The following is a 13,384-nucleotide window of genomic DNA, read 5'->3' as shown; positions in this document are numbered from 1 at the left end:
CAGCGGACCCCTATCTCCTGCTCGTTGTCGTCGACGGCGTAGCCCACCTTGCGGACCTGCTCCAGGGACCGGCGCGAACGCCAGGTCCGCCGGCACCGGTTCGCCCGCCGCCACCGGCGGCGCGACCCCCGTCACCGGCCGGACGGCCGCCCCGAACACCGTCCCGTCCGCGGCGCGGGGCGGACCGGCCGCCGCGGCCAAGGGCAGCCTGCTCACCCCCGCCAACGTCCGCACCGCGCTGGAGGCGTTCAAGCGGCAGACCGGGACCACCACCTTCGTGGAGATGACCGTCTACGAGGGGTACGTGCTCGCCTCCGTCCCCACCGCCGCCGGCGCCGACACCTACGACCGCTACGAGTACCGCGACGGCCAGGTCAAGCGCGACGGCCCCGGCGGCCGGATCGACGACGCCAAGGCACTCATCGACATGGCGGCCGTGAACTGGGACGCCCTGCCCGGCCTCCTCGACAAGGCCCAGCAGGAACTCGGCGTGACCAAGCCGACCTCCCGCTACGTCATCGTGGAGCCCTGGCTCTTCGACGGCGGATCCACCTCCGTGCGCCCCTACCTCAGCGACGAGTACGGCCGGGGCGGCTACCTGTACGCGGACACCCAGGGCAACGTGAAGAAGGTGTACCGCTCCTGACATCGTGGTCCCCGTACCGTCCCGTCCGGTACGCGGACCTCCGAAGGGAGCACGCACCGTGCCCACCTGGCGCACCACCCTCACCCGGGCCGGGATCACCCGCCCCGGGCTGCGGGCCGACTACACCCGGGCCGCCCGGGCCGTACTGCGCCGCGACCCCGCGCGCTTCGTCCCGCTGCGGCTGCTGGCCGCCCCGCCCCTGGTGCCCTGGCTCGCGGCGGGCCTGGCCTTCATGAACCTCGTCGACGACGTGGCCGAGACCGGCACCCCGCGGCAGCGGGCCGCCGGCCTCGCGGCGCTGACCGCCCGCACCGAGGCGGCCCTGGACACCGGCGACGGCCCCGACCCGGTGCTGCGCGCCTACGCCCACGCCGTCCGCACCCGCGGGCTGCCCGCCCACTGGGTCACCACCTTCCTGGAGGGCGCCGCCACCGCCGAGGCCGGCTTCGACGGGTTCGCCGCCGAGGAGGACTACCAGGCCTACCTCGACGCCTACGCCTGGCCCGGGCTCCTCGTCTTCACCGGGCTCCAGTACGAGGGCGGTCCCGCCCCCGAGCAGGCCGCCGCCTGGCGTACCGTCGTCGACGCCGCCCAGCGCATCGACTTCCTCGCCGACCTCGCCGGCGACCTCGCCGAGGGCCGGCTCTGCATCCCCCGCGCCCGGCTCGCCGAGCACTCCGTCACCCGCGACGACCTCGAACGCGCCCGTGACACCCCGGGCGTGCGCGCCCTCCTCGCCGCCGAATGCGCCCGCGCCCGTACGGCCCTGGACGCCGTCGGCGAGGGCGTCCTCGACCTCACCGCGCCGGGGCTGCGCCCGGTGGTCGCCGCCATGACCGAGCTGATGGGGCACCAGCTGACGGCGGTGGAGCGGGCCGGTGCCGCACTTCCGCGCAAGGACGTCGGCTACGGATTGGCCGCCCCGGCCGGCACCCTGGTGCGCGCGCTGCGCGGCCGCCGGACGATGTGACATTCGTACTGCCCGGGACCGTACGCGCGGATCTGCCGGGCCGCCGCCCCGGTCCATAACGTGGTGGTCATGACGGAACAGATCTCAGCGCCGCCCGCACGAGGCGGCGCACAGGCGGAACGGGAAACGGGAACGGACATGCGGGACGAGTGCCGGGACGCGAAGGACTGGAAGGCCCAGTGGAAGGCCGAATGGCCGGCCCGCAAGGCCGCCTGGCGCGAGGCGGAGAAGGCCCGCAAGGCCCGGGGCGATGCCCCCGACTACGGCAGCGGCCCCATGGGCCCGCCCAACGCCTTCGCCCTGCTGCCCTGGCTGCTCCTGGGCATGGGGGCCATCTCCAACCTGGTCCACGGGCAGACCCCGAACCCGTGGATCGGGGCCCTGGGCCTGCTCGCCTTCAACTCCCTCTACATCACCCTGGTGTTCCGGGCCTTCGACAAGCGGGCCCGGGAGGCGGCCGCCACCCGCTGGTGCCTGGCCGCCCTCGCCGCCGTCACCTGCGCGATGGCCGGCGCCTACGGGGACAGCTGGCTGCTGTTCTTCCCCCTGCTGGGCCTGGCCACCGGCGCGGTCGTACGGGGCCGCCGGCTCGGCCAGGTGATGTTCGCCCTCAGCGCCGTCGCCGGGGTGGTCGCGGGGCTGCGGGAGGGCTGGGACGCCCTCCCCATCGTCTACGGCACCTTCCTGTCGGGCATGGTCACCGCCGCCATCCTCGCCCTGGCCGAGACGGTCCGGGAACTGCGCGAGACCCGGCAGGAACTGGCGCGCAACGCCGTGGACCAGGAGCGGCTGCGCTTCTCCCGCGACCTGCACGACCTGCTCGGCCACACCCTGTCCGTGATCGTCGTGAAGTCGGAGGCGGCCCGCCGCATCGCCCCCCGCGACCTGGACGCCGCACTCGGCCAGGTCCGTGACATCGAGACCGTCGGACGCCAGGCCCTCACCGAGATCCGGGAGGCCGTCACCGGCTACCGCGAGGCCAGCCTGGCCGCCGAACTCGACCGGGCCCGCGCCGCGCTGACCGCCGCCGGCATCGAGCCCGTGGTGCGCCAGTCGGGGCCCCCGCTGCCCCCGCAGGCCGCGACCCTGCTCGGCTGGGTGGTCCGCGAGGCCGCCACCAACGCGGTCCGCCACAGCGGGGCCACCGGCTGCGAGATCGAGGTGCACGGCGGTGCGGAGCGGGTCCGGCTGGTGATCACGGACGACGGCCGCGGCGTAGGCTCGACCCCGCCGGGCAGCGGACTGACCGGCCTCGGAGAACGCCTCGCGGCCGCGGGCGGCACGCTGACCGGCGGCCCCGTCCCCGGCGGAGGCTTCCGGGTCACCGCCGAGCTCCCGGTGGAGACGGCCGCGGAAGGGGACGAGGGGAACGGATGATCAAGGTCCTGCTGGCGGAGGACCAGGGCATGATGCGAGGCGCCCTGGCCCTGCTGCTCGGGCTGGAGGAGGACATCGAGGTCGTGGCGCAGGTGGCCGCCGGGGACGCGATCGTGTCCGCCGCCCTCGACGCCCGGCCCGACGTGGCCCTCCTCGACATCGAACTCCCGGGCCGCAGCGGCCTCGACGCCGCCGCCGAACTGCGGACGGCCCTGCCCGGCTGCCGGGTGCTGATCCTGACCACCTTCGGCCGCCCCGGCTACCTGCGCCGGGCGATGGAGGCGGGGGCCGCGGGGTTCCTCGTCAAGGACGGGCCGGTGGAGGAGCTGGCCGCCGCCGTCCGCCGGGTGCTGGCGGGGGAGACCGTGATCGACCCCTCGCTCGCGGCCGCCGCCCTCAGCGCCGGCCCGAACCCGCTGACCCCGCGCGAGGCCGACGTGCTGAACGCGGCCGCCGACGGGGCCACCGTCGCCGACATCGCGGGCCGGGTGCACCTGTCGGAGTCGACCGTACGGAACTACCTCTCGGCGGCCATCGGCAAGACCGGCACCCGCAACCGCATGGAGGCCGTCCGCGCGGCCCGCCGCCAGGGCTGGCTCTGAGGCCCGCGGAGGGTGCCCGGGCCGCCTGGGTAGGGTGGGGGCCGGACACCACACCGTCGAAACGGGACGCGGCTGTCCGCCGACCGCGCGGACCGCGCGGACACCGCCGAGAACGAGGAGCAGACGTGAGCGAGCCGGCGTCCATCGCCCTGCAGCAGGAGATCGCCCGCGAACTGGAGGTCGCCGAGACCTTCGACGCCGAGCGCGAGATCGAGCGCCGGGTGGCCTTCCTCGCCGAGCGGCTGACCTCGACCGGCCTGCGCTCCCTCGTCCTCGGGATCAGCGGCGGAGTCGACTCCACCACCGCCGGCCGGCTGTGCCAGCTCGCCGTCGAGCGGGCCCGCGCGGCCGGGCACGAGGCCCGGTTCTACGCGATGCGGCTGCCCTACGGGGTCCAGGCCGACGAGCGCGACGCCCAGCTCGCCCTGTCCTTCATCGGCGCCGACCACGTCCTGACCGTGGACGTCAGGCCCGCGAGCGACGCCGCCCTGGAGGCCGCGCGGGCCGCCGGCGTGGAGTTCCGCGACGCCCACCACGAGGACTTCGTCCACGGCAACATCAAGGCCCGCCAGCGCATGATCGCCCAGTACGCGGTGGCCGGCGCCCACGACGGGCTGGTGGTCGGCACCGACCACGCCGCCGAGGCGGTCTCCGGCTTCTTCACCAAGTTCGGCGACGGGGCGGCCGACCTGGTCCCGCTGACCGGCCTGACCAAGCGCCGGGTGCGCGGGGTCGCGGACGCCCTGGGCGCGCCCGCCGAGCTGGTGTGGAAGGTTCCCACCGCCGACCTGGAGACGCTCGACCCGGGCAAGGCCGACGAGGACGCCCTCGGCGTGACCTACGACGACATCGACGACTTCCTGGAGGGCAAGCCGGTCGACGCGCGGGCCTTCGAGACGATCGTCCGCCGCTACCGGCTCACCGACCACAAGCGCCGGCTGCCGATCGCCCCGGGGCACGCCGCGGCTCGGTAGTCGGGGCTCAGTAGGCCCCGTTGACGTTGTCGATGGAGCCGTAGCGGGCGGCGGCGTAATTGCAGGCCGCCGTGATGTTGGCGACGGGGTCGTAGGAGTCCATCGCGGTGCCGGGCACGTGGTAGGCCCGGAAGGTCGGGTCGATGACCTGGAGCAGGCCCTTCGAGGGGATGCCGGCCGCCGCGTTGGAGTCCCAGTTGTTGATGGCGAGGGGATTGCCCGAGGACTCCCGCATCACGTTGCGGTGGATTCCGTTGTAGGTGCCGGGAATTCCGTGCCGCGCCATGACGTCCAGCGACTGCCGGATCCAGCCGTCGAGGTTGTTCGCGTACGTCTTCACGGCGGCGGGCGCCGCGGCCGGCTTCGCGGCCAGCGCGGTGGCCCGGGCGGCGGCGGCCTTCGCCGCCCCGCCGAGCGTCAGCCTGAGGCCGGGGCGGATGACGGAGGGGTCGCTGCCGATGGCCGTCCGGTTGGCGGCGTAGAGGGCCTGCCAGCCGCCGCTCACGGAGTGCTCCGACGCGATCTTCGCCAGGGTGTCGCCGCCGACCACGGAGTAGGTCAGGGGCGCCGCCGCCGGTTCCGCGGCCGGCCGGGCGGCCGGCTCGGCGGCGGGGAGCGCCACGGTGCTCACGGCGGGCTGCGCGACGGCCGCCCCGGCCGTGGTCGCGCCGATGAGGGGGAGGGCGAGGGCCGCTCCGCCCGTGCCGGCGAAGGCCAGCTTGCGGGCGATCTTGTGCTGCTTCGGCCGGCGGTGCTTACCCGGTGCGGGCATGGCGCATTTCCTCACGTGCGGGTGCGGGGAAGTCCCGGCGGCGGCCGGATTCGGCAGTCGGCCGCTGGGAATGAGGGTGACCGTAGGCGAGCGCGGAGGGCCGGACAAGACGCGAATTCCCCCCGGAGATCGACTTCTCTCCGGGGGTCCGGTAAACGACCTTGGAAAACTTCTGCGGAAATCGAGGTTTCCCTTTCCGGGAAAAGGGAATCGACCGTTCCGGGGAAATTGATGTTGACCCGGCGGGTGTGGCTCACATCACGGCCCCGCCGGGTCCCCCGTTCCCGCGCTCAATACGGGCAATTCGCGGGCTGATGCCGCCGATTGGGGCGACTCGCGCGAGAGCCTCCAAGGCTTACATACCTGGATGAATCGGGCGCGCTTCGAGGGGGCTGCGGGACGGTCAGGTCGCGGCCGGCTCCCCGAGCGCCGCCAGCTCCTCCAGAGCCGCCGCCACGGCCGCCCCCGAGGCCGGCGGGAGCGGCAGCCGCACGTCGGGCGTCGGGATCCGCCCCTGCGCGTACAGCACGCCCTTCACGACCGCCGGGTTCGGCTCCGTGAAGAGGACCGCCGAGAGCCGCGCCAGCCCGTGGCCCAGCTCCCGGGCCCGCGCCGCCTCCCCGTCCCGCCACGCCCGCGCCAGCTCCGCGAACCGCTCCGTCGCCAGATGCGCCGACGCCAGGATCCCGCCCGACGCGCCGAGCGCGAGCAGCGGGGACACGAACACGTCGTCCCCGGCCAGCACCGCGAACCCCTCCGGCAGGTCCCCGAGCAGCGCCACCGTCTCCTGGTCGATCCCGCCGCCCGCGTACTTCACCCCGGCCACCCCCGGCAGTGAGCCCAGCTCCCGCAGCGCGGCCGCGTCCAGCGCCTGACCCGTGCGGTACGGGATGTGATAGACGATCAGCGGCACCGGGCTGACGGCGGCCAGCCGCGCGAAGTGCGCCAGCACCCCCGCCGCCGAGGGCCGGACGAACGCGGGCACGGCCACCAGCGCCGCCCCCGCCTCGGGCCACCGTGCCAGCCGGGCCAGCGAGGCCTCGCCCGCCCGGGTCCCGATCGCCCCGGCCCCCACCGTCAGCGGCACGCCCCGCTCCCGGCAGACCCGGGCGCAGACCCCGGTGACCAGGTCGCGCTCGGCCTCCTCCAGGGCGGCCGTCTCGGCGGTGGTGCCCAGGGCGACGATCCCGGAGGCCCCCGCGTCGAGCACCTCGTGGGCGAGGGTCTCCAGCGCCCCGGCGCAGACCTCCCCGTCGCGGTCGAAGGGGGTGACGAGGGGGACGTGGATCCCGTCGAGCCGGGTGCGGTGTTCCGTGTTCTGTCGCATGCCCATGAGCCTGGCGCGCTGCGAGCGGTGAATCCAGTTCACATTTCTTACGCGAACCGTAAGCTGAGCCGATGCTCGACGTACGCCGCCTGCGCCTCCTGCGCGAACTCGCCCGCCGGGGCACCATCGCCGCCGTGGCCGAGGCCCTCGCCTACAGCCCCTCCGCCGTCTCCCAGCAGCTCGCCGTCCTGGAGCGGGAGGCCGGACTGCCGCTGCTGGAGCGCACCGGCCGCCGGGTCCGGCTCACCCCGGCCGCCCAGCACCTGGTCGGGCACGCCGAGGCGGTGCTGGAACGGCTGGAACAGGCCGACGCCGACCTCGCCGAGGCCCGCAGCGGACTCGCCGGGGTGCTGCGTGTCGGGGCCTTCCCCACCGCCACCCGCGCCCTCGTCCCCGCCGCCCTGGTCCACCTGGCCCGGCGCCACCCGGCGCTGGAGCCGATGGTCCACGAGACCGACCCGGCGGCCGTCGCGCACGCGCTGCGGGCCGGAGACCTGGACGTGGCCCTGGTCCACGAGTACGACTTCGTCCCCGCGCCGGCCGAGCCGGGGCTCGCCACCCGGCCGCTGTACGGGGAGGTGATGTACCTGGCCGCCCCGGCCGGGGCGGAGCCGGAGCCGGAGCGCGGGCCGGGCGCCGCGGCCCCCGACCAGGGCGCGGTCCTGCGGGCCCACCGGGACGCGCCCTGGATCACCGCCACCCCCGGCACCCTCTGCCACACCATGACCCTGCGCGCCTGCCAGGCGGCCGGGTTCACGCCCCGAGTCCGCCACCGCATCGACGAGTTCGCCACCGTCCTGGCGCTGGTCGCGGCCGGGCAGGGGGTGGCCGTCGTACCCCAGCTCGGGGTGGCCGGCCCGCCGGGCCCCGGCGTCGCCCTGACCCGGCTCCACATGGAACGCCGCACCAAGATCGCCTACCGCAGCGGGGCCGGCGCCCACCCCGCCGTGGCCGCCTTCGCCGCCTCGCTCCGGGCGGCCGTACCGCCGGATCTGGCCGTACCGCCCGAACAGGGCGCATCGCCGGATCGGGCCGCATCGCCGGATCGCGCCCTGCCGCCGGATCGGGCCGTGGCCCCGGATCCGGCCGGGTCGCGGGATCCGGCCGTCCCGCGCGCCGGGGCGTGACACAACTCCCGTACCGCGCGCCGCCCGTGTACGTTCGGTGATCCAGACCGATCCGATCAGAACGGGGTACGACGTGACACATCGCGTACGAGGAGTCATCGCACGGAGCAAGGGCGCGCCGGTGGAGACGACCACGATCCTCGTGCCCGACCCGGGGCCGGGCGAGGCCCTGGTCAAAGTCCAGGCCTGCGGGGTCTGTCACACCGACCTGCACTACCGCGAGGGCGGCATCAACGACGAGTTCCCCTTCCTCCTCGGCCACGAGGCGGCGGGCGTCGTCGAGTCCGTCGGCCCGGACGTCACCTCCGTCGCCCCCGGCGACTTCGTGGTCCTCAACTGGCGCGCGGTGTGCGGCACCTGCCGGGCCTGCAGGCGCGGACGCCCCTGGTACTGCTTCGCCACGCACAACGCCACCCAGCCCATGACCCTGGAGGACGGCACCCCGCTCTCCCCGGCGCTCGGCATCGGGGCCTTCGCCGAGAAGACCCTCGTCGCCGCAGGCCAGTGCACCAAGGTGGACCCGGCCGCCTCGCCCGCCGCCGCCGGACTCCTGGGCTGCGGGGTGATGGCCGGCCTCGGCGCCGCCCTGAACACCGGCAACGTCGGGCGCGGCGACTCGGTCGCCGTCATCGGCTGCGGGGGAGTGGGCAACGCGGCCGTCGCCGGCGCGCGGCTGGCGGGCGCCTCGAAGATCATCGCCGTGGACCTGGACGACCGGAAGCTGGAGTGGGCGCGCGGACTGGGCGCCACCCACACCGTCAACGGCCGCACCCAGGACGTGGTCAAGGCGATCCAGGAGCTGACCGGCGGGAACGGCGCGGACGTGGTAGTCGAGGCCGTCGGCCGCCCCGAGACCTACCGGCAGGCCTTCTACGCCCGCGACCTCGCCGGCACCGTCGTGCTGGTCGGCGTGCCGACGCCGGAGATGAAGCTCGAACTCCCGCTCCTCGACGTCTTCGGCCGGGGCGGCGCCCTCAAGTCCTCCTGGTACGGGGACTGCCTGCCCGAGCGCGACTTCCCGCTCCTGATCGACCTCTACCTCCAGGGCCGGCTCGACCTCGACGCCTTCGTCTCCGAGACCATCCCGCTCGACGGGGTCGAGGAGGCCTTCGCCCGCATGGAGCGCGGCGAGGTGCTCCGCTCGGTGGTCGAGTTCTGACCGGGTGACGCCGGGACGGCTTCCGTAGACTCGGCCGGACCGCACACCTCCGCCCGCCCCGGCCGCGACCCGGCCGGGGCTCCGGCGGAGGTCCGCTCCCACACCCCAGGGGCCGTCCGTGACCCGCCAGCGCAGCCACAGCTACCGTCAGCCCGGTGTCGTCCTGACCGACCACCACTTCGGCGTGCCGCTCGACCACACCCGCCCCGGCGGCGAGCAGATCGAGCTCTACGCGCGCGAGGTGACCGCCACCGGCAAGGACCCCGAGCGGCTGCCCTGGCTGCTCTACCTGGAGGGCGGCCCCGGCTTCGGGGCCCGGCGCTTCACCGGACGGCAGGCCTGGCTGGAACGCGCCCTCGCCGACTACCGAGTCCTCCTCCTCGACCAGCGCGGAACCGGCCGCTCCACCCCGCTCAACCGGCAGACCCTGCCCCTGCGCGGCACCCCGGAGCAACAGGCCGAGCACCTCGCCCACTTCCGGGCCGACTCCATCGTCCGCGACGCCGAGGCCATCCGCCGCACCCTGACCGGCGGCGCCCCCTGGACCGTCCTCGGACAGAGCTTCGGCGGCTTCTGCGCCACCCACTACCTCTCCACCGCCCCCGAGGGCCTCACCGCCGCCCTGATCACCGGCGGCCTGCCCTCCCTCGACGCCACCGCGACCCAGGTGTACGAGGCCGCGTACCCGCGGATCGAACGCAAGAACCTCGCCCACTACGCCCGCTACCCCATGGACGCCGAACGCGCCCGCCGCATCGCCGCGCACCTCGCCGATCGCCCCGCGGAGCTCCCGGGCGGCTACCGGCTCACCGCCGAGGCCTTCCAGTCCCTCGGCCTGCTCCTCGGCACCGGCGACGGCAGCCACCAGCTCCACTACCTCCTGGAGAACGCCTTCGTCACCACCGCCGCCGGACCCGTGCTCGGCGACGCCTTCCTCGAAGCGGCCCTCTCCCACCTCTCCTTCGCGGGCCACCCCCTCTACGCCCTCCTGCACGAGGCCATCTACGCCCAGGACCCGGCCGCCCCCACCGGCTGGGCCGCCGAACGCGTCCGCGCCGCCCACCCGCGCTTCGACGCCGCGAAGACCCTCGACGGCGCCGACCCCCTCCTCTTCACCGGCGAGACCATCCACCCCTGGCACTTCACCGCCGACCCCGCCCTGGCCCCCCTGCGCGACACCGCCGAACTCCTGGCGGCCCGCACCGGCTGGCAGCCCCTCTACGACCCGGCCCGCCTCGCCGCCAACGAGGTCCCGGTGGCGGCGGCGGTCTACCACGACGACATGTACGTCGACACCGCCCACTCCCTGCGCACCGCCCGCACGATCCGCGGCCTGCGCACCTGGGTGACGGACGAATACGAACACGATGGCGTCCGCGCGAGCGGCCCCCGGGTCCTGGACCGCCTCCTCACCCTCCTCGACGACTAGGACCCCCGCCGCCGCCCGCCCCTGACGGGCCGTTCGCCTATCCTGCGGCCTATGACCGAACAAGCTGATCAGCAGGCGCCCTTGCAGCCGATGCCCACCGACTGGCAGCGTGCCCTCGCGGTGGTCGCCCATCCCGACGACCTGGAATACGGCTGCGCGGCGGCCATCGCCCACTGGACGGACGGCGGGCGCGAGGTCGCCTACGTGCTCGCCACCCGGGGTGAGGCCGGTATCGACGGGGTCGCCCCGGACGAGTGCGCCTCGCTGCGCGAGGCCGAGCAGCGCGCCAGCGCGTCCGTGGTCGGGGTGTCGACGGTGGAGTTCCTCGGCCACCGCGACGGAGTCATCGAGTACGGCCCGGCCCTGCGCCGGGACATCGCGGCCGCCATCCGGCGCCACCGCCCCGAGCTGGTGATCACGCTCAACCACCGGGACACCTGGGGCGGGGCGGAGGGCGGCGGGAACTGGAACAGCCCCGACCACAAGGCCGTCGGGCGGGCCGTCCTCGACGCCGCCGGGGACGCGGGCAACCGGTGGATCTTCCCCGAGCTGATCTCCGAGCAGGGCCTGGAGCCGTGGGACGGGGTGCGGTGGGTCGCCGTGTCGGGCACCACCACGCCGACGCACGCGGTCGAGGCGGGCCCGGGGCTGGAGCGCGCCGTGCACTCCCTGCTGGAGCACAAGGCGTACATCGCGGCACTGACCGACCAGGACCCGCAGGAGTACGTCAGGAACTTCCTGACCGGCAACGTCCAGCAGGCGGCCGCGCGCTTCGGCGGCGTCCCGGCGGTCCCGTTCGAGGTCTTCCCCCGCTGATCGCCCTCGCAGTAGCCTGACGGTTCGTCAGGTAGCAGGCCGTCGCAGGGCGGGGGTGCGGTGCACGTGATCGACACGGTCTCCACGGACATCGGCGAGGGCGAGGAGCGCGTCCGGCTGGACGTCGCGGACGGGATCGCGGTCCTCACCCTCTGCCGCCCCGGCCAACTGAACGGCTGGAGCTGGGAGTCCACCCGTCAGCTCGGCCTGCTCGCCGACCGGATCCGCTTCGACCCCGAGGTGCGCGCGGTCCTGCTGCGGGCGGAGGGCCGGGCCTTCTGCGCGGGCATCGACGTGACCGCCCCCGGCGGGGACATCACGGGGGAGTCCGCCGCCGAACGGACCCGCAACTACTACGAGGGCATCCGCTGGGTCCACGAGCGCTTCGCGGTCCTCTCCCGGCTCCCGCAGCCCGTCGTGGCCGCCGTCCAGGGCTACTGCCTCGGCTTCGGCTTCGAGCTGGCCCTGATGGCGGACATCCGGGTGGCCGCGGACGACGCCGTCTTCGCCCTGCCCGAGGCGCGGCTGGGGGTGGCGGTGGACGCCGGCGGGGACCTGCGCATCGCCCGGGAGGCGGGCGCGGGCTGGGCCAAGCTGCTCGCCCTGACCGGCCGGCGGATCGACGCGGCCACCGCCGAACGGCTGGGCCTGGTCCAGCTGGTGGTCACTCCGGCCGAACTGGACGCCACGGCCCGCGCGCTGGCGGCGGAGATCGCGGCGAACGCCCCGCTCGCCGTGCAGGGCATTAAACGGGCGGTCGACGCCTACGCGGACGCCGCCCTGCCCGCCGCCCTCGACCGGGTCGCGATGACGGCCGCCCTCACCCTGACCTCGGAGGACGCCCGCGAGGGCTACACCGCCGGAGCCGCCCGCCGGACTCCGCGTTTCAAAGGTGCCTAGGCCGGCTTCGTGAGGCGCAGGTCGCGGAAACCCTGGTACTCGGCCCGCATCAGGGCCGCGAAGGAGGCGTGGCGCTGCGGTCCGTACCCGCTCCAGGCGGAGTAGCGGTACGCGGCCCACTCGCCCTCCTCGTCCACGTCACCCGGGTCGAGGAGCAGCCAGGTCTGGTCCCCGGTCAGGGATATCTGCACCGCGCGGTTCCACCGGGCGCTCTCGTACTCCTCCTGGTCCTCCTCTTCCTCTTCGTCCTCGTCCTCGTCGTCGAGTTCCGCGTCCAGGTCCTCGCGCTCCCACATCGTGAGGTCCTCGTGGACGGAGGGCGTCAGTTCGCGGACCGGCCCCACCCGCTCCGCCGGCGCGAGCAGCTCCACGAACTCCCCGGCCCACCGCCAGCCGTCGGTGACCTCCAGGAACGCGCGGTAGGAGGGCGGCAGCGGGGCCCCGAGCCGGGTCTCCAGCGCGGCGATCCGCTCCGGCGCGGCCGGCTCGAAGCCCAGCCAGCCGAGCGGAGGCTCCGCGGGCTCCTCGGCCCGCCGGGCGGCGTCGCGTTCGGCGCTCCAGGTGTGCAGGAAGGGTTCCCATGCGTGGATCTTCATGCCCCCGATGGTGCCGCACCCCACTGACAGCGGCCCTCACGGGGTGAACGGGCCGCGTCCCAGCTGCTCGCGCACCGGCACCACCTCCGGCTGGACCAGCGCCCGCCGCTGCCAGTTCGCCCCGTCGACCACCAGGGTGTGCCCGGTGATGAAGGAGGCGTAGGGCGAGGCCAGGAAGGTGGCAGCCCAGCCCAGTTCGCGCGGCGCCCCCACCCTGAGCGCGGGCTGCCGGCCGTCCCGGTCCTCCGGGGCGGCCGGCAGCCCGCCCCGGATGTCCCGCGTCATGTCGGCGTGCGGGAACAGCCCCGGCACGAGGCCGTTGATCCGGATCCCGTACGGGCCCCACTCCACGGCGAGGGTCTCCACGAGGTTCTTCACCCCGGCCTTCGCGGCGGCGCTGTGCGCGAAGCCGGGGCCGCCGGTCCAGGCGTACGAGGCGCCGATGCTGACGATCGACCCCGGGGTGCCGGCGGCGAGGTGGCGCCGGCCGAACTCGCGGGTCATGAACCAGGTGCCGGTCAGGGTGGTGTCGACCACCGCCCGCCAGGCGTTGGGGGACAGGTCCTCGGCGGGGCAGGGGAAGTTGGCCGCCGCGTTGTTGACCAGCACGTCCGGCGGCCCGAGCGCGGCCTTGCCGCCGACGGCCGCGTCCACCATAGCCAGGACGGTGGTCGGGACGGCGATCCAGC

The 13,384-nt window shown here is 75.0% G+C and carries 13 protein-coding genes and 1 pseudogene; 10 read left to right on the top strand and 4 right to left on the bottom strand.

What is annotated here, in order from left to right; translation table 11 throughout:
- From AB0O29_RS30930 to nadE, 5 genes and pseudogenes are all read left to right on the top strand, one after another.
- A pseudogene (locus AB0O29_RS30930) lies at window positions 1–646 on the top strand (hypothetical protein); the annotation flags it as partial.
- Between the two features lie 58 nt (window positions 647–704).
- Window positions 705–1,616, top strand: coding sequence for a squalene/phytoene synthase family protein (locus AB0O29_RS30925; RefSeq protein WP_365158169.1), 912 nt, complete (start codon window positions 705–707; stop codon window positions 1,614–1,616).
- 69 nt (window positions 1,617–1,685) lie between these two features.
- Window positions 1,686–2,993 carry a sensor histidine kinase gene (locus AB0O29_RS30920; protein WP_365158166.1) on the top strand — a complete coding sequence of 436 codons (1,308 nt, stop codon included), beginning with the start codon at window positions 1,686–1,688 and terminating at the stop codon, window positions 2,991–2,993.
- Window positions 2,990–3,595 carry a response regulator transcription factor gene (locus tag AB0O29_RS30915; RefSeq protein ID WP_365158163.1) on the top strand — a complete coding sequence of 202 codons (606 nt, stop codon included), beginning with the start codon at window positions 2,990–2,992 and terminating at the stop codon, window positions 3,593–3,595. Before AB0O29_RS30920 ends, AB0O29_RS30915 begins: the two co-directional genes overlap by 4 nt.
- 125 nt (window positions 3,596–3,720) lie before the next feature.
- A complete protein-coding gene (nadE, locus tag AB0O29_RS30910; RefSeq protein ID WP_365158160.1) occupies window positions 3,721–4,569 on the top strand; it encodes an ammonia-dependent NAD(+) synthetase in 849 nt (282 codons plus the stop codon).
- Between the two features lie 7 nt (window positions 4,570–4,576).
- Here nadE and AB0O29_RS30905 read toward each other — a convergent pair whose 3' ends face one another.
- Both AB0O29_RS30905 and AB0O29_RS30900 read right to left on the bottom strand, forming a co-directional pair.
- Window positions 4,577–5,341, bottom strand: coding sequence for a LysM peptidoglycan-binding domain-containing protein (locus AB0O29_RS30905; RefSeq protein WP_365158158.1), 765 nt, complete (start codon window positions 5,339–5,341; stop codon window positions 4,577–4,579).
- 403 nt (window positions 5,342–5,744) lie between these two features.
- Window positions 5,745–6,674: a dihydrodipicolinate synthase family protein gene (locus AB0O29_RS30900; RefSeq protein ID WP_365158172.1), complete on the bottom strand. Its 930-nt coding sequence runs from the start codon at window positions 6,672–6,674 to the stop codon at window positions 5,745–5,747.
- A 65-nt stretch (window positions 6,675–6,739) separates the two neighbouring features.
- Here AB0O29_RS30900 and AB0O29_RS30895 point away from each other — a divergent pair, with 65 nt between their 5' ends.
- The 5 genes from AB0O29_RS30895 to AB0O29_RS30875 all read left to right on the top strand — a co-directional run bounded on the left by AB0O29_RS30895 (window position 6,740) and on the right by AB0O29_RS30875 (window position 12,099).
- Window positions 6,740–7,795: a LysR substrate-binding domain-containing protein gene (locus AB0O29_RS30895; protein WP_365158155.1), complete on the top strand. Its 1,056-nt coding sequence runs from the start codon at window positions 6,740–6,742 to the stop codon at window positions 7,793–7,795.
- Between the two features lie 73 nt (window positions 7,796–7,868).
- Window positions 7,869–8,954 (top strand): S-(hydroxymethyl)mycothiol dehydrogenase, encoded by a 1,086-nt coding sequence (locus AB0O29_RS30890; RefSeq protein WP_365158152.1) that lies wholly within the window; start codon window positions 7,869–7,871, stop codon window positions 8,952–8,954.
- 118 nt (window positions 8,955–9,072) lie between these two features.
- A complete protein-coding gene (locus tag AB0O29_RS30885; protein WP_365158150.1) occupies window positions 9,073–10,383 on the top strand; it encodes an alpha/beta fold hydrolase in 1,311 nt (436 codons plus the stop codon).
- 51 nt (window positions 10,384–10,434) lie between these two features.
- The gene (locus AB0O29_RS30880) at window positions 10,435–11,199 is read left to right on the top strand and encodes a PIG-L deacetylase family protein (protein WP_365158147.1); all 765 of its coding nucleotides are present in this window, start codon (window positions 10,435–10,437) and stop codon (window positions 11,197–11,199) included.
- 66 nt (window positions 11,200–11,265) lie between these two features.
- Window positions 11,266–12,099, top strand: coding sequence for an enoyl-CoA hydratase/isomerase family protein (locus AB0O29_RS30875; RefSeq protein WP_365158145.1), 834 nt, complete (start codon window positions 11,266–11,268; stop codon window positions 12,097–12,099).
- Here the strand turns inward: AB0O29_RS30875 and AB0O29_RS30870 are convergent.
- The gene (locus tag AB0O29_RS30870) at window positions 12,096–12,695 is read right to left on the bottom strand and encodes an SMI1/KNR4 family protein (RefSeq protein ID WP_365158142.1); all 600 of its coding nucleotides are present in this window, start codon (window positions 12,693–12,695) and stop codon (window positions 12,096–12,098) included. The genes AB0O29_RS30875 and AB0O29_RS30870 overlap by 4 nt on opposite strands.
- 36 nt (window positions 12,696–12,731) lie before the next feature.
- The coding region (locus tag AB0O29_RS30865; protein ID WP_365158139.1) for an SDR family oxidoreductase at window positions 12,732–13,384 on the bottom strand (653 nt) is incomplete at its 5' end.

Origin of the sequence: Streptomyces sp. NPDC089915 (assembly GCF_040684675.1) — a bacterium.
Lineage (GTDB): Bacteria > Actinomycetota > Actinomycetes > Streptomycetales > Streptomycetaceae > Streptomyces.
This window is presented reverse-complemented; position numbering and strand designations above follow the sequence as displayed.

Excerpts from the sequence above, each read along its gene's own strand:
- AB0O29_RS30880 (WP_365158147.1), top strand. The coding sequence starts at position 10,435 with ATGACCGAACAAGCTGATCAGCAGGCGCCCTTGCAGCCGATGCCCACC.
- AB0O29_RS30915 (WP_365158163.1), top strand. The coding sequence starts at position 2,990 with ATGATCAAGGTCCTGCTGGCGGAGGACCAGGGCATGATGCGAGGCGCC.
- AB0O29_RS30870 (WP_365158142.1), bottom strand. The coding sequence starts at position 12,695 with ATGAAGATCCACGCATGGGAACCCTTCCTGCACACCTGGAGCGCCGAA.
- AB0O29_RS30900 (WP_365158172.1), bottom strand. The coding sequence starts at position 6,674 with ATGGGCATGCGACAGAACACGGAACACCGCACCCGGCTCGACGGGATC.
- AB0O29_RS30895 (WP_365158155.1), top strand. The coding sequence starts at position 6,740 with ATGCTCGACGTACGCCGCCTGCGCCTCCTGCGCGAACTCGCCCGCCGG.
- AB0O29_RS30920 (WP_365158166.1), top strand. The coding sequence starts at position 1,686 with ATGACGGAACAGATCTCAGCGCCGCCCGCACGAGGCGGCGCACAGGCG.
- AB0O29_RS30905 (WP_365158158.1), bottom strand. The coding sequence starts at position 5,341 with ATGCCCGCACCGGGTAAGCACCGCCGGCCGAAGCAGCACAAGATCGCC.